This is a genomic window from Nocardiopsis sp. M1B1, from assembly GCF_052466615.1.
Map to the genome: position 1 here is coordinate 1,992,557 of NZ_CP196194.1, position 23,181 is coordinate 2,015,737.

Here is a 23,181-nt window from a genome sequence, read left to right on the forward strand (position 1 = left end):
TAAGAAGAGAGGCATGGAAGCCGGTGTTTCCGATACAGGGCGAGGGTATCGTGGCCCCTGGTGGTCAGGTACGCACGCAGCTTTTCTTTCCACCGGGCGCTAGCTCATCGTATTCTGGGCATACCACTGACCAAGAGACTGTTCTTCAGTACCCGTCACCCCAACCGGGGACTGCCGTAGGGAGGCGCCGTGCCGCTCTCTGAACACGAGCAGCGCATGCTCGACCAGATCGAGCGGGCGCTGTATGCCGAGGACCCGAAGTTCGCGAACACCGTTCGGCAAACGAACCCCGCGGTCCATTACAAGCGCTGGATCATCAAGGCCGGACTCGGTTTCGTCGTCGGTATCGTGCTGCTGATGACGGGGTTGATGCTCCAGTCCACAGTCGCCCAGGTCGCCATCAGCGTCCTCGGTTTCCTCGTCATGCTGCTGTGCTTCCTGTGGGGCGCCAACGCCTGGCGCAAGGCCTCCGGGAGCGGCGGCGCCGACCAGGGCGCCGTGGCGGCCGAGCCCAAGCAGAAGCGCCGGGGCGGCAGCCGTCCCGGCATGATGAACCGTTTCGAGGAGCGCTGGCGCCGTCGCCAGGAGGGTGAGGAGTAGGACCCCGGTCCCACACCCTCGGCGGTCGTGCTCGGCCGTGCTCCGCCGGTCGGGGATCCCGGAAGGGATCCGCGCCGGACACGCAGTTCCCCGTGGTGGGCCCCGCACAGTGGTGCGGGGCCCACCACGTTTTCCGGGCGGGCTCCCGTGCGCGGGGGGCGGGCGAACATCCCGCACGCGGGGCCCGCGCACGCCACGGGGCGAGCCGGGAACCGGGCTCGCGTGCGCGGGCCCCGGCCGCCACCGCTAGGTCGTGTTCCTTGGATCATTTCGGTCCCGCCCGTCGCCCTCCACCACCCTCAACGGAGAGCCTTCGGCTCCGGTACTTCCGCGAGCACCGGGCTGCCTCTCGCTGCGCCGGTTTCGCTTGAGAAGCCAACCAGGCTGACCTGCGCGAACCGTCTTGCGAGAGATTGCCCGGACGGCCGCTCGCTGATCCGAAAGCCTCCGCGGAACACTCCCTAGGACGTCACGGGCTCGGGGTCTACCGCGCGGCGCGGACGGTGCCACGGGGCCAGCGACCGGGGCAGCAGCACCGCGCGGACGCGCGCCGCCGCGCCGACCACCCCGGTCAGCCCCGCCAGGGCCGTCCGCAGGTCCTCGCGCAACCCTTCCGGGGCCCCGGGCGAGGGCGCGTAGCGCGCCTCCTCCTCGGCCAGGGCCAGCCGCCGCAGCGCCGCCGCGGCCTCCGGCGACACCGGACCCGGGGCCGCCCCCGACATCAGCCCCACCGGGGCCGCGTCGGGTCGGGGCACGGGACCGGAACCGGCCAGGCGTTCGGCCGTGGCGCGCGGGCTCTCCGCCAGCGACCACGTGCCGCCCAGGTCAAGGCAGGTGTCCCGCAGCTCCCGCCACGCGGTGTGCGCGCCCGCCGTTCCCGCGCCGCCGGTCAGCGAAGCCGTCCGGGACCAGCGCGTCAGGGCGCGCACCAGCGCGGGCAGGGCCAGCAGCAGCAGCGCACCCGCGACGGCGCCCGCCACGGGCAGCCACGACAGGTCCGGGCCGTCCCGCGCGTCGTCGCCCGGGGCGGCCACCGACGAGGAGGGCTCGTCCCCGGGCTCCTCCTCGGGGGCCTCGCTGGGCTCCTCGGCCTCCTCGGTGGCCTCGTCCCGCGGGGCGTCCGGCTCCTCGGGCGAGGGCTCCAGCGGCTCCGCCGCGACCCCGTCCGGGTTGTCGACGCCCGCCTGCCCGCCCCGGGAGTAGTCGGGCACCGACGCCGAGCCCTGCCCCCCGGCGGAGGAGGGGGTCGGCTCGAACCGCACCCAGCCCGCGCCCTCGAAGTACAGCTCCGGCCAGGCGTGGGCGTCGCCCACGGACACCGCCCAGCGGCCGTCGCCCTGCTGCTCGCCCGCGGTGTATCCCACCGCCACCCGCGCCGGGATGTCCACCTGCCGGGCCATGACCGCCATCGCCCCGGCGAACTGCTCGCAGTAGCCCACCCGGTCCTCGAACAGGAAGTAGGCGAGCGGGTCGGCTCCGTCGGGCACCGCGGGCGGGGACAGGTCGTAGGTGAACGCGCCGCCCGCGAAGTGGTCCTGGAGCGCCACCGCGCGCTCGTAGGGGCTCTGCGCGTCCTCGGTCAGGTCCTCGGCCAGCTCCCGCACCCGCGGGTCCAGGCCGCCGGGCAGGTCGCGGAAGTCGCCCGGCAGCGACCGCGGGCCGCCGCTGTCGGCCAGCTCCTCGGCGGAGGGCTCCCGGCTCAGGGTCTCCACGGTGAAGTTCAGTCCCGTGGGCGCGCTCTCGGTCGTGAACACCACGTGGCTCGCCGGGTCGGCGTACCACTCGCCGGGCACGTCCACGGTCCGCACCCAGTACGGCAGCGGCAGGAAGTCGATCCCGGGCGCGTCCGAGTCCATCGAGATCCGCGTGGTCACCGCGTCGCCGGAGGGCTCCGAGCCCCACCCGGTGGGCAGCGGCAGCTCCCCGTCGACGACGGTGTCGCCCGAGACGCTGACCGGCGTCATCGTCCAGTTCGCGCCGTCGAACTCGTCCAGCACGTACGTGCGCAGGTAGTCGGGCCGTTCGGCGTCGGTCCGGTAGGTCAGCACCGTGCGGTCTGAGGAGGAGGCCAGCTCGCGCCGCAGCGAGACCAGCGGGTGCGTGGTGGTGATGCGGTCTCCGCCGGTGCCGATGTAGGTGCCGTCGGCCATCGTGTGGAGCACGTCGGTGCGCAGCGACGGCACCGCGAGCGGCACCGTCAGCGCCAGCAGCACCGCGGCGGCCGAGGCCAGCGCCACCGTCGTCGCCCTGCCCACCGCGCTCAGCACGCGGGCCGAGGAGTCGTGGCCGTCGGGGACGCGCACGCCCCACTCGCGGCCGCGCACCCACACGTCCACCGCGAGCAGCAGCAGGAAGCCGACGGCGCCGCTGGTCGCGGGCAGCCAGCCCAGCCCGGCGCCGTCCACGATCAGCGGGACCGCCATCAGCACGGCCACCAGGGCGCCGACCATCCCGGGGCAGCGCGCGGTCACCGCGAGGAGGTCCGCGACGATCGCGAACAGCACGAACACCAGCGCGATGATCAGCATGACCCCGGCGGTGGAGGAGACCGGGGGCGTGCTGGTGTCGATCGTCTCCAGGCCCTCGTCGAACACCCGCAGCAGGTGCGCCGCCACGTCACCGGAGGGCAGCAGCCCCAGGGGCGCGACGTGTCCGGCGAACAGCGGCGTCATCAGCAGCGCCGCCGCCAGCACCTGGAGGAACGGCACCGGGAAGGAGCTCCAGCCGCTGAGGCGGTACAGCGCGGACACGCCGCCCACCGCCGCCGTCATCACGAGGGCCGGAACCCACCAGGCCTCACCCCGTACGAGGCCGCCCAGCAGCGGCAGCGCCGTCAGCAGGCAGACCAGGGTGGCCAGGGGCATCAGTGCTCTCAACGCGCAACCTTCCGAGGGGTGTGCGGCCCGGCGGCGGGAGCGGACGCGCAGGCGCGGCGCCACAGGTCGGGCAGTTCGGCGGTGGAGCCCAGGACGAGGACGCGCCATCCGGCCCCGGCCAGCACGTCGTGGACCCCGCGCAGGGTGTCGGGGCCGGGCCAGGCGGCGTGCGCGCACAGCACGGCGACGCGCGTGCCGCGGCCGCCCGTGCGGGCCAGGGCGGCGGCCTCCTCGGGGTCCACCGCGCCCAGCACCGCCACGACCAGGCCGGTCGTCCCGCGGGATTCGGCCAGCATGCCGATCCCGCCGAGCAGCCCGGGGGTGTCGGAGGGCTCGGCGACGGCCAGACCGTCCAGCACGCCCGACGCGCTCGTGGTCCCGACCCGGCCCCGCTCGGTGTGCAGTCGCAGTTCGTGGCCGCCGTCGATCAGGTGCACCGCCACCGAGGCGGCGGCGCTCACGGCGGTCTCCAGGGACCCGGCGGGACCCGGGTGTCCGTGCGCCCCGCGCCGCGTGTCCAGCAGGACCGCGCTGCTCTCCCGCGAGTGCTGCTCGTCCCGGCGCACCATCAGCTCGCCGTGCTTGGCGGTGGACCGCCAGTGCACCTTGCGCAGGTCGTCGCCGTACCGGTACTCGCGGGGGACGGGGTCCTGCTCCCCGGCGCCGCTCATCGAACGCCGCGGCGAGTCCTCGCCCTTGGAGCCGTCCGCGGCGCCCAGCGCGGGCAGCGGGACGGTCACGGGGGTCACGAGCAGGCGCGAGGGTCCGCCCACGTCGCGGCTGACCCGCACGCACCCCAGCGGGTCGGTCACGCCGACCCACAGCGGGCCCACCGGGTAGTCCCCGCGTACGGCCGGGCGGACCAGGTAGGCGACGTCGCGCACGGCGCGCGGACGCAGGTAGCCCACCGTGTAGCGGGGTTCGCCGCCCAGCGGCACGGGCAGCGTGTCGCGCACCGACAGCGCGGCCACCGGCCAGGTCCGCGAGGAGTTGCCCACCCGCAGTTCCACCCGGGCGTTGTGTCCGGCCGGGATGCGCACGGGGGTCAGGGTGCGGCTGTGCACGACGCGGGAGGCGGCTCCCAGGACGGTCAGCGCCGACAGCGGCGGGAGCACGGTGAGCAGCACGCCCAGGCCCACGACCTCGCGCTGTCCCACGACCAGGCCGGCCACCAGGGCGGTCAGGCCGAGGATGAGCATGCAGACGCCTCGTGCGGTGAGGGTTCGGTGCGGGCGCATGGACCCTCTCTCGGGGGCGGGTGCGTACGGGGCGGTGCGGAGGGCCGCGGGCGCCGGGGCTACTGCGGGCCGGGCACGGGCAGGCGCGCGACCAGCTTGGCCACGATCTGCTCGGGGGTCAGGCGCTCCATCTGCGCCTCGGGGCCGGGCAGCAGCCGGTGCGCGAGCACCGGCACGGCCAGGGCCTGCACGTCGTCGGGAACGACGTAGTGGCGTCCGTCCAGGGCGGCGTAGGCGCGGGCGGCCTGCACCAGGTGCAGGGTGGCCCGCGGTGAGGCGCCCAGGCGCAGTTCGGGGCTGGTGCGGGTCGCGTTGACCAGGTCCACGACGTAGCGGCGCATGCCCGGGGCCACGTGCACCGTGCGCACCCGGTCGGCCAGGTCGCGGACCTGGGCGGCGCTGGTGACCGGCGTCAGGTCGTCCAGCGGAGAGCTGGAGCTGTGCGAGTCGATCATGTCGAGTTCTGCCTGGGGGGCGGGGTAGCCGACCGAGACGCGGGCCATGAACCGGTCGCGCTGGGCCTCGGGGAGGGCGTAGGTGCCCTCCATGTCGCCCGGGTTCTGGGTGGCCACCACCATGAACGGCCGCTCCAGGGCGCGGGTCTGGCCGTCCACGCTCACCTGGCGCTCGGCCATGCACTCCAGCAGGGCGGCCTGGGTCTTGGGCGAGGCGCGGTTGATCTCGTCGCCCACCACGATGTTGGCGAACACCGGGCCGGGGTTGAACTCGAACTCGCGCCGGTCCTGGTGGTAGACGCTGACGCCGGTGATGTCGCTGGGCAGCAGGTCCGGCGTGAACTGCACGCGCTGCACGGAGCAGTCCACGGCCCGGCCCAGGGCCTTGGCCAGCATGGTCTTGCCGACGCCGGGGACGTCCTCGATGAGCAGGTGGCCCTCGGCGAGCAGGACCGTCAGCGCCAGGCGCAGCACCTCCGGCTTGCCCTCGATGACCGTCTCGATCGCGGTGCGGACGCGGTCGGCCACGGCGACGATCTCACCGACGTCCCCCTGGACGTCGCCCCCGCGACCGCCGTGGTGTGTACCGAGTGACACCAGACCCCTCCCGCTCCCTGTGGCTCCGCGTGTCGCTGTTCGGAACCGAGGCTAAGCCCATTCGAACCGATTGCAAACCAAAGTGCCGGAATCAGCGGCCGATTGGTTCCAGGAATGGTCAAAGAGGTCAAAGGGCTCCGATCGCCCTCCTGTTTCCTCGGCGGTGGCACCGGTGCGGGGAGGGAGGGCGCGGAGGGAGGGAGGACCCCGGCCCCGACCGGCCCGGACCCCGCTGCGCCGGTCCGACACGCCGGGCTGCAACGCCGTGCACCCGCCCTGTCCCTCCGCGCACGCGCACGCGGGCACGCGCGCGGCGTCGCCGCAGGTCGCCGCGGCCCCGAAGGGCCGCGCCCCCGCGACACACCCCGCGCCCTCCACCTTCCCCCACCACCGCGCCCAACGCTGTGACCTGCGTTTTCACGACTCCCGGAGGTCGCAAAAGCCGGAAAGATCTGTTGACGGTGGGGAAGAGTGGAGTAAGGTGGGGCAACGTGGAGAGGGTGAATTCTCCACTTCGAGGGTGAGGGAGGTGGAAGTGTGTTCCTCGGCACCCACACGCCCCGGCTCGACCAGAAGGGGCGGCTCTTCCTCCCCGCGAAGTACCGCGACGAGCTGTCGGGGGGTCTGGTGATCACCAAGGGCCAGGAACGCTGCCTCTACGTCTTCCCGACGGAGGAGTTCCGGCGCATCACCGGCGCGCTCGCCACCACCCCGGTCACCGCCAAGGCGGTGCGCGACTACAGCCGGGTCCTCTTCGCCAGCGCCTCGGACGAGAACTGCGACAAACAGGGCAGGGTCACCATCCCGGCCAAGCTCCGCGACTACGCGGGCCTGGACCGGGAGTGCGTCGTGATCGGCGCCAACACCCGCCTGGAGATCTGGGACTCCCGGGCGTGGTCGGACTACGAGGCCGAACAGGAACCCGCCTTCGCGCAACTGTCGGAGGAGGTGCTGCCCGGGGTGCTGTGACCCCGGCGGAAACACCGCCGGGCCGACCAGCACACAGTCCACACCCTCGCAAGCCGGAGTCCGGCAACGGCCTCCGGGCGCGGTCTCCACGAGCTGGCGCGACTTCCCCGGTGCCAGGTCGTGAGCGCGAAGCCACCGGAAGGTGGACAATAGCGGCCGTGTCCGGAGGCCCGCCGGAACCCGCCGGGCCGTGCCAAGGACACCGTGGAGCGCACCGACCGCGGCGCTACCACGGCGACTCGGGGGGAGACGGCGACAGCGTGGAGGAACAGCAGCACATGGGGGATATCGGGCAGGACGGCGGGACCGGGGGCGCCCGCCCGGGCGCGGGCGGCGCGCCCGCCGAGGGGGAGCACACCGCCGGGGAGCGGACGCGCCTCGACGCGGCCCGCTCCGGAGCCGACCCCCTGCACGTGCCCGTCATGCTCGACCGGATCGTGGAACTGCTCGCTCCGGCCCTGGAACGGCCCGGCGCCGTCCTGGTCGACGGAACCCTGGGCCTCGGCGGCCACTCCGAGGCGCTCCTGCGCGCCTGCCCCGGCATGCGCCTGGTCGGCGTGGACCGCGACACCACCGCCCTGGAGCGCAGCGCCGCACGCCTGGCGCCCTACGCCGACCGCACCCGCTTCGTGCACGCGGTCTACTCCGACATCCCGCGCGCCCTGGACGAGGCGGGCGCCGCCGAGGCCGACGCCGTCCTGCTCGACCTCGGCGTCTCCTCACCGCAGCTGGACGAGACCGACCGCGGCTTCGCCTACGCCCACGACGCGCCGCTGGACATGCGCATGGACCGCGACCAGTCGCTGACCGCCGCCGAGGTCGTCAACACCTACCCGGTGGCCGAGCTCACCCGCGTGCTGCGCACCTACGGCGAGGAGCGCTTCGCCTCCCGCGTGGCCAGGGCCATCGAGCGGCAGCGCGCCCAGGCACCCATCGATTCCACCCGCGCGCTGGCCGAACTGGTGCGCGAGGCCATCCCGGCGGCCACCCGCCGCACCGGCGGCCACCCCGCCAAGCGCGCCTTCCAGGGCCTGCGCATCGAGGTCAACGCCGAGCTGTCCATCCTCGAACGCGCCCTGCCCGCCGCGATCGAGCGCCTGGCGGTCGGCGGCCGCGTGGCCGTGCTGTCCTACCACTCGCTGGAGGACCGGATGACCAAGAGGGCCCTGGCCGCGCTGGCCACCGACACCACGCCCGCCGATCTGCCGGTCCCCCTTCCCGAACGGCAGCCCGAACTCCGGCTGCTCACCCGGGGGGCCGAACTCCCCACGGACGAAGAGAACGAACGCAACCCACGCGCGCAGTCGGCACGCCTCCGGGCGGCCGAACGCGTGCGACCGCCGCGGCAGTAGGGAGACCCAGATGAGCACGAGGACGGACACGCGCCGCACGCCCGTACGCGGTGACAAGGCCCCCGCCGGGAAGGTTCCCGCCGGGAAGACCGCCCCCGCGCGGCCCAAGCCCGCGCGCAAGCCCGCGACCCAGCCCGCGGCCGCGCCCGCGCCGGCCAAGCGCGCCCGGTCCGGTGGCGGCGCGCAGGGCCGGGCGCCGCGCATCCCCTTCGTCCTGCTCATCCTGTTCCTGCTGGGGGCCACGCTCGTCAGCCTGCTCGTCCTGCGCAGCGTCGTGGCCGAGGAGGCCTTCGCGATCGCCAACCTCAAGGAGGAGAACCGGGAGCTGTCCTACGAGGAGCAGCAGCGGCGCAGCACGGTCGCCGAGCTGGAGAGCTCCGAGCGCATCTCCGACGAGGCCGAGGCCATGGGCATGGAGCAGGGCGGGGAGCCCCCGCTCTTCCTCGACCCCGAGACCGGTGAGATCAGCGGCGCCACCGGGAGCGGTGAGTGAGCACTCCCAGAGACCGGCGTCCCCGGGACCCCCGCAGGCCCGGAGCGGCCAACCGCTCGGGGTCCCGGCCCAACAGGAGGCCCCAGCGCGAGCCGCGCCGCCCCGACGGCGGCGCCCGACCCTCGGCGCGCACCTCGGGGCGTCCGGCGCGGGAGGCGCGCGGCGGCGGCTCCCCGCCCCCGCTCCCGCCCCTGCTGCGCCGTACCTTCCGCAGGGGCGAGCCGCCGGGCCGCATCAAGATCGGCGGCGCCCTGATCATGGCCGTCCTGCTGCTCTTCGCCGGACGCCTGGTGCAGATCCAGGTCGTGGAGGCCGAGCACTACGCCGAGGCGGCCTCCAACACGCGCCTCCAGACCATCGACATCCCCACCCTGCGCGGCCAGATCACCGACGCCGACGGCAACCCCTTCGCGCTGTCGCTGGAGGTGCGCACCGTCTTCGTCGACCCCGAGACGGTCGCCGAGGAGGATCGCGACCAGCTCGTCGAGGAGCTCGTCACCCGCTTCGGCCTGGAGGAGGAAGAGGTCGCCCAGAAGGTGGACGCCGCGCCCAGCCGCTACGAGGTGGTCGCCCGCGGGGTCCTGCCCGCGGAGTGGGAGGAGTTGGCCGACCTCAACCTGTCCGGTCTGGGCTCGCAGGTCTCCTACGAGCGCGTCTACCCCGAGGAGACCGGCGCCGCCGACCTCGTCGGCTTCGTCGGCGCCGAGGGCCACGGCCTGGAGGGGCTGGAGGGCTACCTCAACGACACCCTGGCCGGTGAGGCGGGCAAGCGCCGCGTCGAGGTGGGCGCCGACGGCACCCAGATCCCCATGGCGGGCGGCCTGGTCAGCGAACCCGAGCCGGGCCAGGACGTGCGCCTGACCCTGAACCAGGACATCCAGTGGTACGCCGCCCAGACCCTCGCCGAGCGCGTGGAGGAGCTGGACGCCCAGGGCGGCAGCGTCATCGTGGAGCGGGTCGGCACCGGTGAGATCCTCGCCATGGCCGACTACCCGACCTACTCCCAGAGCGACATCTCCTCCAGCTCCCCCGAACAGTGGTCCAACGGCGCGGTGGCCACGATCTTCGAGCCGGGCAGCACCAACAAGGTCGTCACCATCGGCGCCGCGCTGGAGGAGGGCGTCACCACCCCGGAGACGGTCTACACCGTGCCCGACAGCATGCGGTACCTGGACGTGACGTTCAAGGACTCCAGCCCCCACGAGACCCTGCGCCTGACCACCAACGGCATCATGGCCCAGTCCAGCAACGTGGGCACCATCGAGATCGCCGACCAGGTGGGGAGGGGCGTCCTGCACTCCTACCTGGAGGACTTCGGGCTCGGCCAGCCGACCGGGCTCCAGCTGCCCGGTGAGCAGGCGGGCGTCCTCAAGGACCCGGAGGACTGGTGGGGCACCCAGCTGCCGTCGGTCTCCATCGGCCACGGCCTGTCGGTGACCGCCGCGCAGATGGCGTCGGTGTACGCCACCGTCGCCAACGGCGGGGTGAGGGTGGAGCCCCGCGTGGTCGCCGGGACGGTGAACGCCCAGGGGGAGTTCACCCCGTCCGAGGAGCCCGACCAGCGGCGCGTGTTCAGCGAGGAGACCGCGGACCAGCTCGCGCTGATGCTGGAGGCGGTCACCAGCGACGAGGGCACCGCGCCCCAGGCCCGCATCGACGGGTACCGGGTCGCGGGCAAGACCGGTACCGCCAACCGGCTCGACCCCGAGACGGGCGGCTACGACGGCGGCGGGTACACGTCCACCTTCTCCGGGTTCGCGCCCGCCGACGACCCCGAGGTCGTGGTCCAGGTGGTGCTGCACGACCCGCAGCAGGACTACTACGGCGGCGAGGCCGCGGGGCCGGTGTTCAACGACGTCATGTCCTTCGCGCTCAAGACGCTGAAGGTCCCGCCGTCGGGGACCGAGCCGCCCGCCATCCGGCTGTCGGAGGACCAGGGCGCCGGTTAGGCGGGTACACCGGGGACGCCCGCGTCAGGCCGCGGCGTGGTCCAGGTGGGCGCGCACGGAGCGCACGTGCTCGGGGCCGGTGCGGCAGCACCCGCCCACGAGCACCGCTCCGGCCTCGTACCAGCCCACGGCGGCGCGGCCGAACTCCTCGGGGTCGGCCGTGCCGGTCCACCGCCCCCGCGCCGCGTCCCACTCCTCCCCCGAGTTGGGGTAGGCCACCGCCGGCAGACCGCACGCGGCGACCGCGCGCACCAGCGCGGGGACGTGCCGGGGCGCGGTGCAGTTGACGCCCACCGCCACCAGCCGCCCGTCGGCGTGCAGCGGGGCGAGTCCGGCGGCCGCCTCGCGCAGGGGCGTGCCGTCGCTGATGCGCTCGCCGTCGCGGCAGGAGAAGCTGATCCACGCGCGGGCGCCGGGGGTCTGGGCGAGCAGCCGTGCCAGCGCCCGGGCCTCGGCCGCCGAGGGCACCGTCTCGCAGGCGAGCAGGTCCGCCCCGGCGTCGGCGAGCACCCGCCAGCGCTCCCGGTGCCAGGCGTACAGGCCCTCCTCGTCCAGGTCGTAGTCGCCGGTGTACTCCGAACCGTCCGCCCGGGCCGCGCCGTAGGGGCCCACCCCGGCGGCCACCAGGCCGGAGCCGAACGCGTCGCGCTCGGCCCGCGCCAGCTCCACCGAACGGGCGATCAGGGCCAGGGCCTCGGACTCGGTGGCGCCCCGCGCGGTCAGCGCCGGAACGCTCGCCTGGTACCCGGCGGCGACGGCCACGTCCGCGCCCGCCTCGAAGTAGTCCCGGTGCACCCGGCGGACGAGGTCGGGCTCCTCGGCTAGCAGCCGCGCCGACCAGAGCCCGCCGCGCAGGTCGCGTCCGTAGGCCTCCAGGCGTGTCGCCAGCCCGCCGTCGAGGACCAGCGGGCGCCGCGACGGGAGGGTTCCGGTCATGCGCCACCTCCGCGTTCGGGCGGATTCGAGGACGCCTCCAGCCTAGACCCGGACGGGGCTCCCGGCCCGCCGCCCCGTCCGGCCGACCCGTCGGGGCACGGCCGCTCCCGCCCGCGGCCGCGGGTTCGCGGGCCCGCCCGCGGAGGGCGCGCCCCCGTCCGGGAGGGACACCGGACGGTCATCGACGCGTACGGCGAACCCGCGTAACCTGGGCGAAACGCCCGGTTCGGGAAACCTCGGCGAACGCAGCGTGGAAATTACCGGCCGGTCGTCGACAGCGGTTAACCTCCACACGTGCCACCGGTAATGCGACCTGAACACACGCCACTTCGTCCACTGTCCGCCCTCGCAGCGCTGCTCGGGCCGGACGCCTCCCTCCTGCGCCCGGACCTGGGCGCGGACCGACCCCCCGAGGTGCCGGACAGGGAGGTGCACGTCCGCGGCATCACCCACGACTCCCGCAAGGTGGGGCCCGGAGACCTCTATGCCGCCCTGCCCGGAACCCGCGCGCACGGCGCCGACTTCGCCGAGCAGGCGGCCGAGGCGGGCGCCGCCGCCGTCCTCACCGACGGGGACGGGGCCGAGCGGGCCGCCGCCACCGGGCTGCCCGTCATCGTGGTCCCCGACGTGCGCGCCGCGCTGGGCACGGCGGCCTCGTGGGTCTTCAAGGACCCGGCGCAGGACCTGCTGCTGATCGGCACCACCGGCACCAGCGGCAAGACCACCGTCACGTACCTGGTCGAGTCGGGTCTGCGCCACGCCGGAATGCGCACCGGCCTCGTCGGCACCGTGGAGATGCGTGTGGGCGACGAGCGCGTCGTCTCCTCCCTCACCACACCCGAGGCCACCGACCTGCACGGCCTGTTCGCCCTCATGCGCGAACGCGGCGTCTCCGCCGCCGCCATGGAGGTCTCCAGCCACGCCCTGGCCCTGAGCCGGGTCGGCGGCACCCGCTACGACGTCGCGGTCTTCACCAACCTGTCCCAGGACCACCTGGACTTCCACTCCGACCTGCGCGACTACTTCGACGCCAAGGCCCGCCTGTTCACCCCCGAGTACTGCGACATCGCGGTGGTCAACGCCGACGACCGCTTCGGCCGCGCGCTCGTGGACATGGTGGAGGCCGACGGCCGCGTCCCCGTCACCACCTTCGCCGTGGACGGCTACAGCGACGCCGACCCCGCCACCGCCATGGAGGCCGACTGGCGGGCCGTGGACGTGCGTCTGGGCGCCATGGGGAGCGCCTTTCGCATCGTGGGCCCCGGCGGCATGGAGGCCAACGCCTCCGTCGCCCTGCCCGGCCCCTTCAACGTCTCCAACGCGATGGCCGCCATCGTCGGACTGGTCGAGGCCGGGCTGCCGCTGGAGACCGCGATCGCCGGTGTGGCCGCCGCCCCGGGCGTGCCCGGGCGCATGGAGCCGGTCGTGGCCAACGCCGTGCCCCACGCCTTCCAGGACTTCACCGCGCTCGTGGACTACTCGCACAAGCCCGGCGCCATCGAGGCGGTCCTGGCCTCCCTGCGCGCCACCACCGAGGGCGGGCTGACCATGGTGGTCGGCTGCGGGGGCGACCGCGACCGCGCCAAACGCCCGCTCATGGGCGAGGCCGCCGCGCGCCTGGCCGACCAGCTGGTCATCACCAACGACAACCCGCGCACCGAGGACCCCGTGAGCATCGCCGCGTCGATGCTCGAAGGGGTCGCCAAGGTCCCCGAGGAGCACCGCGCCCGGGTCACGGTGGAGTTCGACCGGGCCGAGGCCATCCGCCTGGCCGTCGAGCGCGCCCGCCCGGGCGATGTGGTGGTTGTCGCCGGGAAGGGGCACGAGACCGGCCAGTACGTCAAGGGCGAGGTGCTGCCCTTCGACGACCGCGAGGTGCTGCGCGCGGCCATCGAGGACCACCTCGGCATGAGCGCCCGCGAGCGGCTGGGCGTCGCCCTCCAGGACATCCACCGGGTGCCTGACCAGGGCTGACACCCCGACACTCCCGGAGTGCGAACCGTCTGGACGAGGGGGCGCGGGCACGGCCCGCGCCCCCGCGCGTCCGCCCCGGAGGGCCCGCGAGAGCTTCCGGGCAGGTGCGGGCCGACGGTCACGAAGTGGCGCATATTGCCGCCAGTGGGGGCCCGGCGGGATTCCGGACGCCCGAAGATGTTCTAAGGTAGGTCCGGCAATCGCAGCCCGACACGTGACGCCCCCGGCGGCGACCACGACGCGGCCCATGCCGACACCGTGGTGAGGCCCGGCGCGGCAACGCGCGGCATCCGCGGTGCCATCCCCTGACCTGAGACTCCGGCCGGGTGGCCAGCCGCCCCTGTGGCGTCGTGGACCGGGCCTGACATGAGGAGTGGATTTGATCGCGCTCACGCTCGATCGGATCGCTGAGATCACCCAAACCGCCATCGGCGGATCAGCGCGCCCCGAAGCCGTCGTCGACGGCCCCGTCGTCATCGATTCGCGGCAGGCAGCGCCCGGCGCGCTCTTCGTCGCCCTGGGCGGCGAACGCGTGGACGGACACGACTTCGCCGCCTCCGCGGTCGCGGACGGAGCGGCGGCGGCCCTGGTCTCCAGGCCCGTCGACGCCCCCCACCTGCTGGCGCGGGGCGGCGACGAGGGAGTCGTCGCGGCCCTGACGCGGCTGGCCCGGCACGTGGCGCGAGAACTCAGCGATCCCCGCCGCGGAGCGGAGCGCGCCGAGGTCGTCGCGGTCACCGGATCCTCCGGCAAGACCACGACCAAGGACCTCATCGCGCAGGTCGTGGCCCGCATGGGCCCGACCGTCGCCCCGGCGGGCTCGTTCAACAACGAGATCGGCCACCCCCTCACCGTGCTGCGCGCCGACACCGGCACCCGCTACCTGGTCCTGGAGGCCGCCGCCCGCGGCATCGGGCACATCGCCCACCTGTGCGGCGTGGCCCCGCCCCGGATCGGCGTGGTCCTCAACGTCGGCAGCGCCCACATGGGGGAGTTCGGCGACCGCGACGCCATCGCCAAGGCCAAGGGCGAACTGGTCGAGGCGCTCCCGCTGGGAGCCGAGGCCAGGGGCGCGGGAGGGGTCGCCGTCCTCAACGCCGACGACCCGCGCGTGAACGCCATGGCCGCGCGCACCCGTGCGCGCGTGGTCACCTACGGACTGGGGGAGGACGCCGCCGTGCGCGCCACGGACGTGGTCCTGCGCGAGACGGGCGCCCCCTCCTTCACCCTCCACCTGGCCGGGCGCACCGCCCGGGTGGAACTGGCCCTCGTCGGCGCCCACCAGGTCCACAACGCGCTGGCCGCCGCCGCGGTCGCCGACGAACTGGGCATGGGCGTGGACGAGATCGCCGAGGCGCTCGGCGCCGCGACACCGGTCAGCCGGTGGCGCATGGAGGTCACCGAGCACGCCGGCGCCACCCTCGTCAACGACGCCTACAACGCCAACCCCGAATCCATGCGGGCGGCGCTGACCACCCTGGGCGCCCTCGCCCGGGACCGCCGCTCCATCGCCGTCCTGGCCCACATGGCCGAGCTCGGCGAGGACGGCGGGGTCGAGCACGAGAGGATCGGTGAGCTCGCCGCCCGCACGGGCGTGGCCCACCTGGTCGTGGTCGGCGGGGCGGCCGAGGGCATCGCCGTCGGCGCCGAGGGCGCCGCGAGGCAGGGACTGTGGCAGGGCGAGTGCGTCCGCGTGGCGGACGTTCACGAGGCCGCCGCGGCCGTGCGCGCGCGGATGCGCACAGGAGACGTCGTCATTGTGAAGGGATCACGCGTGGCAGGGCTCGAAAGGGTTATCGACCTCATCACGGAGGGTGACGCCCGGTGATCGGCATCACTCTGGCGGCGGCCCTCGCGCTCGTCGTCTCCATGGGGCTCATGCCCCCGCTGATCAAGCTCCTGTACCGGTTCAAGTTCGGCCAGGAGGTCCGCGACGACGGACCCGAGGGCCACAAGACCAAGCAGGGCACGCCCACCATGGGCGGCATCGTCATCATCCTCGGCGCCGTCGTGGGCTACTTCGGCTCCCACGTGGTGCTCCTGATCGTGCAGCCCAGCGCCAGCGGGCCCACCGCGTCGGGCCTGCTGGTGATGTTCCTGTTCGTCGGGATGGGCTGCGTCGGCTTCCTCGACGACTTCATCAAGATCTACAAGCGCCGCAGCCTGGGCCTGCGCAGCGGCGCGAAGATGGTCGGCCAGGCCATCGTCGGCGTGGGCTTCGCCTACGGCGTCACCCTCTTCCCCAACGGCTACGGCTACACCCCCGCCGCCCCCAGCATCTCCTTCCTCCGCGACTTCGGCCCCCCGCTGATGATCGGCCTGTTCGTCCTGTGGGCCCTCTTCCTCATCGTCGGCTTCTCCAACGCGGTGAACCTGACCGACGGCCTCGACGGCCTGGCCACCGGCGCGACGATCCTGTCCCTGGTCGCCTACGTCATCATCGGCAACTGGCAGCTGCGCCAGTCCTGCGTGTCCTACCTCTCGGACAGCTGCTACACGGTCCGCGACCCCCTGGACCTGGCCGTGGTGGCCGCCGCCGTGCTCGGCTCCTGCATCGCCTTCCTGTGGTTCAACGCCCCGCCCGCCAAGATCTTCATGGGCGACACCGGCTCCCTGGCCCTGGGCGGTCTGATCGTGGGCCTGGCCATCACCACCCGCACGCAGCTCCTGCTGCTGCTCATCGGCGGCCTGTTCGTCATCATCACCCTGTCGGTGATGGTCCAGATCACCTCGTTCCGCCTCACCGGCAAACGCGTGCTGCGCATGGCGCCCCTCCAGCACCACTTCGAGCTCAAGGGCTGGGCCGAACCCACCATCGTGATCCGCTTCTGGATCATCCAGGGCCTGTTCGTGGCGATCGCCATCGGGCTCTTCTACCTGGAATGGATGCCGAGGTAGGCATGGCGCACCACGTTTCCCCAACACCGTCCGGCAGCGCGCCGGAGGGCGCGCCCCTCCAGGGGCGCCGGGTCTGCGTCGCGGGCCTGGGCGTGTCCGGGCCCCCCGTGGCCAGGGCGCTCCTGGCCCGCGGGGCCCGCGTGACCGTCGTCGACGGCCGCGACGACGACACCGTCCGCCCGGTGGCAGACCGGCTCCGGGCGGAGGGCGCCGAGGTCGTTCTGGGCGACACCCCGCTGCCCGCGGACTGCGACCTGGTCGTCACCTCGCCCGGCTGGCGCCCCGACTCCCCGCTGCTGGTCCGGGCCGCCGACGCCGGGATCGAGGTCATCGGGGACGTCGAACTCGCCTGGCGGCTCAAGCCCGCCGACCAGGTGTGGCTGGCCGTCACCGGCACCAACGGCAAGACCACCACCGTGCGCATGCTGGAGGCGATGCTGCGCGCGGACGGCCGCGACGCGCTCGCCGTCGGCAACGTCGGCACCCCGGTCGTGGAGGCGGTCCAGCCCGACGCCGAGGGCCGCTTCCGCGAGGTCCTGGCGGTGGAGCTGTCCAGCTTCCAGCTGCACTGGTCCTCCAGCCTGCGCCCGCACGCCGCGACCGTCCTCAACGTCGCGCCCGACCACCTGGACTGGCACGGCGGCCTGGACCCCTACGCCCGGGCCAAGGGCCGGATCTACGCGCGGGGCACCCTGCGCGTGGTCAACACCGCCGACGCCTGGTCGGCGCGCCTGGCCGAGGAGGACGGCGACCCGCACACGCCGCTGGTCGGCTTCCGCCTGGACACGCCCCGCGCGGGCGAGGTCGGCGTGGTCGAGGACCTGCTGGTGGACCGGGCCTTCGTCGAGGACCCGCACAGCAGCGCCGAGGAGCTGGCCACGCTCTCCGACGTGCGCCCGGCCGCGCCGCACAACGTCGCCAACGCCCTGGCCGCCGCCGCCCTGGCCCGCTCGGTGGGCGTGCACCCCGGTTCGGTCCGGGCCGGACTGGCCGCCTTCGAATCCGAGCCGCACCGCATCGCCTTCGTGGCCGCCGCGGGGGGTGTGGACTACGTGGACGACTCCAAGGCCACCAACCCGCACGCCGCCGCCGCGTCCCTGGGCTCCTACCCGTCCGTGGTCTGGATCGCGGGCGGCCTGCTCAAGGGCGCCGAGGTCGACGACCTGGCCGCGATGGCCGCCGACCGCCTGCGCGCGGCCGTGCTCATCGGCGCCGACCGGGCCCGGCTGCGCGAGGCCCTGGCCGAGCACGCCCCCGGGGTGCCGGTGGTGGAGGTCGAGGGCCCCGCTGACGGGGACGGCACCGTCATGGACGCGGTGGTCGCCGCCGCCGCCTCCCTGGCCCGGGAGGGCGACACCGTCCTGCTGGCGCCCGCGGCGGCCTCCATGGACATGTTCACCGACTACCACGAGCGGGGCCGCCTCTTCGCCGAGGCCGTACTCCGATTGCCCTGAGTGATGGTCCGCTGCCCGCGCGTGACAGAACGCGCGCGGGCGGCCCCCACTGTGCCCTCCGCCACGCCCCGGGCCGCCAAAGATGGCCAACACGCGCGAAATGTCCACGGCTTGGCACCCGCCGGTACGCCAGTATTGAGGCGCGAATTTGGTGCGGAGGGTGTGGATGGCGGCGACGACGGCGGTTCCCGGGGCGACCCGGTCCAAGGTGCGCGCGGCGGCGGGCGGACGCGGACGCGAACGCGCCCTGTGGCGTGAGTGGGTCCGCCTGCTGGACCGGCCGCTCACCTCGTACTACCTGATCCTGAGCACCTCGGTCCTGCTCATCGCGCTGGGCCTGATGATGGTGCTGTCCTCCACGATGGTCAACTCCATCGACGAGACCGGCTCGGCCTTCTCGATGTTCCAGCAGCAGCTGGTCTCGGCCGCCCTGGGCCTGCCGCTGATGTTCCTGGCCTCCCACCTGCCCCAACGGATCTTCCGCCTGGTCGGCTACCCGGCGATGATCGTCTCGGCGGCGCTGCTGCTGCTCACCGTCTTCCAGGGCGTGGAGGTCAACGGCGCCACCCGCTGGCTGGACCTGGGCGGGCTGATCATCCAGCCCTCCGAACCGGCCAAGCTCGCCTTCGCCCTGTGGGGCGCCAACATCCTGGCCCGCAAGGAGGAACTGCGCGAGCTCACCGAGTGGCGGCACCTGCTCATCCCGCTGCTGCCCGGATGCGGCCTGCTGGTCCTGCTGGTGCTGATGGGCTCCAACCTGTCCACGGGCCTGGTGTTCCTGGTCACCTTCCTAGGGCTGCTGTGGGTGGTCGGCGCGCCCGGCAGGCTGTTCGGGGCCATGTTCGGCCTGGTCCTGGGACTGGCCGCGATCGCCATCGCCATCGAGCCCTACCGCATGGCGCGCGTCACCTCCTTCCTGGACCCCGAGGCCGACCCGATGGGCTCGGGCATGCAGTCGCTGCACAGCCTCTACGCCCTGGGCACCGGCGGGATCCTCGGCGTCGGCATCGGCGAGAGCCGCGAGAAGTGGGGCTTCCTGCCCTTCGCCGAGTCCGACTTCGTCTTCGCCATCATCGGCGAGGAGTTCGGCCTCATCGGCACCCTGCTCATGCTCGTCCTGTTCGGCATGCTCGGCTACGCCGGGATGCGCGTGGCCTTCCGCGTCAAGGAGCCCTTCCCGCGCCTGGCCTCCTTCGCCATCGTCACCTGGATCATGGGCCAGGCCATGATCAACATGGGCGCCGTCATCGGGCTGCTGCCCGTCACCGGCGTCCCGCTGCCCCTGGTCTCCTACGGGGGCTCGTCTCTGGTCACCACCATGGCGGCCCTGGGCGTGCTCCTGGCACTGGCCAAGACCGAGCCGGAGGCGCGCAAGGTGCTGGAGGCCCGGGGTCCCAGCCGGGCGCAAAGGGCTCTAAGCTGGCTGGGCCTGGACAACATCGCCGCCTCGGTGAACAACCTCGGCGGCGCGGCGGCGTCCGGGCGACCCACCACGGCACGCGGCCCGCGCACGGCGGGCGCCCGCGGTGGCAGGACAACGGCCAAGCACAGGAGCGGACCGGTCCCGGCGGGTGACCGGCCAAGGAGGAATCGGCGACGATGAGGGTAGCCCTCGCCGGAGGCGGCACGGCCGGGCATATCGAGCCCGCACTCTCCCTTGCGGACGCGCTGCGGCGCATGGACCCCAGCACGGAGATCCTCTGCCTGGGCACCGAGCGGGGCCTGGAGACCCGCCTCGTGCCCATGCGCGGCTACGAGCTGGGCATCATCCCGGCCGTACCCCTGCCGCGCAGGCTCACCCCGCAGCTGCTCAGCGTGCCCGGCAAGCTCGCGGGCGCCCTCAGCGCGGCCGGCGAGCACCTGGACCGGCTCCAGGCCGACATCATCGTCGGCTTCGGCGGCTACGTGGCCACGCCCGGCTACCTGGCCGCCCGCCGCAGGCGCATCCCCATCGTCGTCCACGAGGCCAACCCCCTCCCGGGCCTGGCCAACCGGCTGGGCGCGCGCCTGACCCCGCACGTCTTCACCGGCCACCCCCACACCCAGATCCGCAACGGCCGCTTCGTGGGCATCCCGCTGCGCGAGCAGATCACCTCGCTCGACCGGCTGGCCATGGGCGACAAGGCCCGCACCTACTTCGGCCTGCGCCACGACCTGCCCACCCTGCTGATCTTCGGCGGCTCCCAGGGCGCCCAGCGCATCAACGAGACCGCCTACGCCGCCCGCGACGCCTTCCGCGACAGCGGCGTCCAGGTGCTGCACGTGGTCGGCCCCAAGAACGCCGACGAGCCCCAGGACCTCACCCAGATGGGCGTCCCCTACGTCGCCGTCCCCTACGTGGACCGCATGGACATGGCCTACGCCGCGGCCGACGTGGCCATGTGCCGCTCCGGGGCGATGACCTGCGCCGAGCTGACCGCCGTCGGCCTGCCCGGCGCGTTCGTGCCGCTGGCCATCGGCAACGGCGAGCAGGCCCTCAACGCCGAGCCCATCGTCCAGGCGGGCGGCGGGATGATGGTCAACAACGCCGACGTCTCCGTCGAGTGGATCACCCGGCAGCTCATCCCGCTGCTCACCGACACCGACCGGGTCGTGGCCATGTCCGAGGCCGCCGCCCGGATGGGCCGCCGCGACGCCGACATGGAGCTGGCCCGCGAGGTCACGGCCATCGCCCGCGGCGACAAACCCACGCCCGACATGCCGGTGTCCGAGGACGACGGCGACGAGGCCTTCTACGACGACGGGAAGGACACCCGATGAGCCTGGTGCGGCCGACCGAGCCGGTGCCCGTGGACAAGCTGGGCCGTACCCACTTCATCGGCCTGGGCGGAGCGGGCATGTCCGGCATCGCCCGCGTGCTGCTCCAGTCGGGGGTGGAGGTCTCGGGCAGCGACGCCCGCGACAGCGACACCCTGCGCGAACTGGAGCAGATGGGCGCCGACGTCCACGTGGGGCACGCGGCCGACAACCTCGGCACGGCGGAGACCCTGGTGGTCTCCTCCGCCATCCGCGAGGACAACCCCGAACTGGTCGAGGCGCGCCGCCGCGGCCTGCGCGTGCTGCCCCGGGCCGCGGCCCTGGGCGCGCTGCTGCTGGGCCGCGAGGGCGTCGCCGTCTCGGGCACCCACGGCAAGACCACCACCACGTCCATGGTCGCGGTGGTGCTCCAGCACGTGGGCGCCGACCCCGGCTACGTCATCGGCGGCAAGCTGGTCACCACCGGCCTGGGCGCCGACGCCGGCATCGGCGGGGTCATCGCGGTGGAGGCCGACGAGAGCGACGGCTCCTTCCTCATGCTCTCGCCCAAGATCGCCGTGGTCACCAACGTCGAGGCCGACCACCTGGACAACTACAGCGGCATCGAGGAGATCCACGCCAACTTCGCCTCGTTCGTCGACCGGGTCGAGCGCACGCTCGTCGTGGGCGTGGACGACCCCGGCGCCCGCCGGGTGGCGGAGCTGGCCCGCGAACGCGGCAAGCGGGTGCTCACCTACGGCGAGGCCGAGGACGCCGACTACCGCGTCACCCGGGTCCGCGCCCGCGGCTTCACCACCGAGTTCACCATCCGCACCGCGGACGGCGAGCCCGTGGACGGCCAGCTCGCCGTGCCGGGCCGCCACAACGTGCTCAACGCGGCCGCGGCCGTCGCGGTCGCCGACGAGCTGGGCCACGACCTGGAGGTGGCGGTCGAGGGCATCGCCGACTTCGCCGGGGCCGCGCGCCGCTTCGAGCCCAAGGGCGAGGCCGGGGGAGTGGCCGTCTACGACAGCTACGCCCACCACCCCACCGAGATCGAGGCCGACCTGCGCGCGACCCGGGCGGCCCTGGAGTCCCTGGCCGAGGAGGCGCGCGAGGACGGCCGGGAGCACGCCGGGGGCAGGGTCATCGCCCTGTTCCAGCCGCACCTGTACAGCCGTACCCGCATCTTCGCCGAGGAGTTCGCCGCCGCGCTGGGCCTGGCCGACGAGGTCGTGGTCACCGAGGTCTACGCCGCCCGCGAGGACCCCGAGCCCGGGGTCACCGCGGAGCTGATCACCTCCCGTGTCGCGCACGACCGCGTGTGGTACGTGCCCGGCCGCGACGACGCCGTGCTCCGGGTGGCCGAGCTGGCCCGCCCCGGTGACATCGTGCTCACCATGGGCGCGGGCGACGTCACCGAGCTGGGTCCGCGCATCGTCGAGGCGCTCGCCCGCAGGGCCGACGGCATCGGGGGCTGAGGCCGCAACGGCCAGCGGTGGGGAAGCGGTCGCGCAGACACAGGGAAGGGGCGCAGGTGGTCGCTGAGCAGGAGGAGGCGACTGGGCACGCGGTTCCGCGCAAGCGGTCCGACCCCTGGAAGTTCGCCTTCGTGGCGCTGCTGGTGGTCGCCCTGGTCTGCGTGGTCGCCTGGCTGCTGCTCGGCTCCCGCCTGCTCGTGGTGCGCGACGTCGCGGTCACCGGCCTGGAGCGGACCCCCTCCGAGGAGGTGGTCGCGGCCCTGGGCGTGCCCACCGGGACACCCCTGGTCAGGGTCGACCTGGACCGGAGCGAGGAGCGCGCCGAGGCGCTGCCGCTGGTGGAGTCGGCCACGGTCACCCGCGGCTGGCCCGCCACCCTGGAGGTCGAGGTGGTCGAACGCCGGCCGCTGCTGGCCGTCCAGGCGGGGGAGGACTACCGGCTGATCGACGCCGACGGCGTGCGCATCGAGGACGCGCCTAGCCTGCCCGACGCCTACCCGCTGGTCCGCGTGACCGGGGAGGTCGAGGGCAACGAGGCCGTCGCCGCCGCCGCGGACATCGTCGAACGGGCACCGGACTCCCTCCTCTCCCGGATTCGCCTCATCGACGCCACCGACCCCGAGGCGATCGCGATCGAACTCGCCGAGGACGCCCGCGTCGAGTGGGGCTCGCCCGAGGAGACCGCGCGCAAGAGCGACGTCCTGCGGGTGCTCATCGGCGAGCACCCGCCGCAGGAGGAACGCGTCTACGACGTGTCCGCGCCCGACCTCGCCGTGGTGAGGTGAGGCGTTCCCGGGAACAGGACAGGCGGGGGTGCGGCGGCGGGGGCCGGTCCGCCGGGCGGCACGGGCGCGAGCGGGCCGGGGGACCCCGGCGGCACGCCCGGGCGGTCCGCGCGGACATTCCAGACGCGACGCGCCGAGGGCGCACATCGCTTCCCCGTGTCGTGCGCCGTTAGGCTGAACTCGTCATCGGTTGCCCGTGGTCGGCGGTCCGCTTACTGTCGGGAAACACAACCGAAGGTCAACAAAGCACCAGAACAGGCTTTTCGGGTACGCGGGAACCGTTCCGCCTCACGGCGGACCGCACCAGCCCCTTCCGGGCGGGTGGACGGAGGTTCCGGCGGTCCGGGGTCCCCCGGTCACGGCGTCGTGGACGACCCGTCGGGGAACC

17 protein-coding genes are annotated in these 23,181 nt (G+C 73.9%); 13 read left to right on the top strand and 4 right to left on the bottom strand.

Features of this window, described 5'->3' with window-relative positions; translation table 11 throughout:
• Positions 1-189: 189 nt before the first annotated feature.
• On the top strand, positions 190-600 hold the full coding sequence (locus ACSTA4_RS08620; protein WP_212640832.1) for a DUF3040 domain-containing protein: 411 nt from the start codon (positions 190-192) through the stop codon (positions 598-600).
• A 461-nt stretch (positions 601-1,061) separates the two neighbouring features.
• On the opposite strand, the gene ACSTA4_RS08625 is transcribed toward ACSTA4_RS08620, so the two are convergent.
• From ACSTA4_RS08625 to ACSTA4_RS08635, 3 genes are read right to left on the bottom strand one after another with little or no spacing between them, the layout of a single operon-like run.
• On the bottom strand, positions 1,062-3,464 hold the full coding sequence (locus ACSTA4_RS08625) for a transglutaminase family protein (protein ID WP_444964127.1): 2,403 nt from the start codon (positions 3,462-3,464) through the stop codon (positions 1,062-1,064).
• Between the two features lie 8 nt (positions 3,465-3,472).
• Positions 3,473-4,714, bottom strand: a complete 1,242-nt coding sequence (locus ACSTA4_RS08630) for a DUF58 domain-containing protein (RefSeq protein ID WP_444963080.1) — start codon at positions 4,712-4,714, stop codon at positions 3,473-3,475.
• A 59-nt stretch (positions 4,715-4,773) separates the two neighbouring features.
• Entirely contained in the window at positions 4,774-5,766 is a 993-nt protein-coding gene (locus tag ACSTA4_RS08635; RefSeq protein ID WP_444963081.1) for an AAA family ATPase, read from the bottom strand.
• 537 nt (positions 5,767-6,303) lie between these two features.
• On the opposite strand from ACSTA4_RS08635, the gene mraZ reads away from it, so the two are divergent.
• The 4 genes from mraZ (at position 6,304) to ACSTA4_RS08655 (ending at position 10,529) form a co-directional block, all read left to right on the top strand.
• On the top strand, positions 6,304-6,735 hold the full coding sequence (gene mraZ, locus ACSTA4_RS08640; RefSeq protein ID WP_444963082.1) for a division/cell wall cluster transcriptional repressor MraZ: 432 nt from the start codon (positions 6,304-6,306) through the stop codon (positions 6,733-6,735).
• Between the two features lie 278 nt (positions 6,736-7,013).
• Positions 7,014-8,087, top strand: coding sequence for a 16S rRNA (cytosine(1402)-N(4))-methyltransferase RsmH (rsmH, locus tag ACSTA4_RS08645; RefSeq protein WP_444963083.1), 1,074 nt, complete (start codon positions 7,014-7,016; stop codon positions 8,085-8,087).
• 10 nt (positions 8,088-8,097) lie between these two features.
• Complete coding sequence (locus tag ACSTA4_RS08650) at positions 8,098-8,580, top strand: hypothetical protein (protein WP_444963084.1); 483 nt, start codon at positions 8,098-8,100, stop codon at positions 8,578-8,580.
• On the top strand, positions 8,577-10,529 hold the full coding sequence (locus ACSTA4_RS08655) for a peptidoglycan D,D-transpeptidase FtsI family protein (protein ID WP_444963085.1): 1,953 nt from the start codon (positions 8,577-8,579) through the stop codon (positions 10,527-10,529). Before ACSTA4_RS08650 ends, ACSTA4_RS08655 begins: the two co-directional genes overlap by 4 nt.
• A 24-nt stretch (positions 10,530-10,553) precedes the next feature.
• Here the strand turns inward: ACSTA4_RS08655 and mmuM are convergent, their stop codons facing one another.
• Positions 10,554-11,465, bottom strand: coding sequence for a homocysteine S-methyltransferase (gene mmuM, locus ACSTA4_RS08660; protein WP_444963086.1), 912 nt, complete (start codon positions 11,463-11,465; stop codon positions 10,554-10,556).
• Between the two features lie 306 nt (positions 11,466-11,771).
• Between mmuM and ACSTA4_RS08665 the strand changes: the two genes are divergently transcribed.
• The 8 genes from ACSTA4_RS08665 to ACSTA4_RS08700 all read left to right on the top strand — a co-directional run bounded on the left by ACSTA4_RS08665 (position 11,772) and on the right by ACSTA4_RS08700 (position 22,793).
• Positions 11,772-13,439, top strand: coding sequence for a UDP-N-acetylmuramoyl-L-alanyl-D-glutamate--2,6-diaminopimelate ligase (locus ACSTA4_RS08665; protein ID WP_444963087.1), 1,668 nt, complete (start codon positions 11,772-11,774; stop codon positions 13,437-13,439).
• Between the two features lie 379 nt (positions 13,440-13,818).
• Positions 13,819-15,267 carry a UDP-N-acetylmuramoyl-tripeptide--D-alanyl-D-alanine ligase gene (locus tag ACSTA4_RS08670; RefSeq protein WP_444963088.1) on the top strand — a complete coding sequence of 483 codons (1,449 nt, stop codon included), beginning with the start codon at positions 13,819-13,821 and terminating at the stop codon, positions 15,265-15,267.
• Entirely contained in the window at positions 15,264-16,337 is a 1,074-nt protein-coding gene (mraY, locus tag ACSTA4_RS08675; RefSeq protein WP_444963089.1) for a phospho-N-acetylmuramoyl-pentapeptide-transferase, read from the top strand. The genes ACSTA4_RS08670 and mraY overlap by 4 nt, the downstream gene beginning before the upstream one ends.
• A gap of 2 nt (positions 16,338-16,339) precedes the next feature.
• Positions 16,340-17,791 (top strand): UDP-N-acetylmuramoyl-L-alanine--D-glutamate ligase, encoded by a 1,452-nt coding sequence (murD, locus tag ACSTA4_RS08680; RefSeq protein ID WP_444963090.1) that lies wholly within the window; start codon positions 16,340-16,342, stop codon positions 17,789-17,791.
• Between the two features lie 166 nt (positions 17,792-17,957).
• Positions 17,958-19,394, top strand: coding sequence for a putative lipid II flippase FtsW (ftsW, locus tag ACSTA4_RS08685; protein ID WP_444963091.1), 1,437 nt, complete (start codon positions 17,958-17,960; stop codon positions 19,392-19,394).
• Positions 19,391-20,551, top strand: coding sequence for an undecaprenyldiphospho-muramoylpentapeptide beta-N-acetylglucosaminyltransferase (gene murG, locus ACSTA4_RS08690; RefSeq protein WP_444963092.1), 1,161 nt, complete (start codon positions 19,391-19,393; stop codon positions 20,549-20,551). The genes ftsW and murG overlap by 4 nt, the downstream gene beginning before the upstream one ends.
• The gene (gene murC / locus ACSTA4_RS08695; protein WP_444963093.1) at positions 20,548-22,008 is read left to right on the top strand and encodes a UDP-N-acetylmuramate--L-alanine ligase; all 1,461 of its coding nucleotides are present in this window, start codon (positions 20,548-20,550) and stop codon (positions 22,006-22,008) included. Before murG ends, murC begins: the two co-directional genes overlap by 4 nt.
• A gap of 56 nt (positions 22,009-22,064) precedes the next feature.
• On the top strand, positions 22,065-22,793 hold the full coding sequence (locus ACSTA4_RS08700; protein ID WP_444963094.1) for a cell division protein FtsQ/DivIB: 729 nt from the start codon (positions 22,065-22,067) through the stop codon (positions 22,791-22,793).
• The last annotated feature ends 388 nt before the right edge of the window (positions 22,794-23,181 follow it).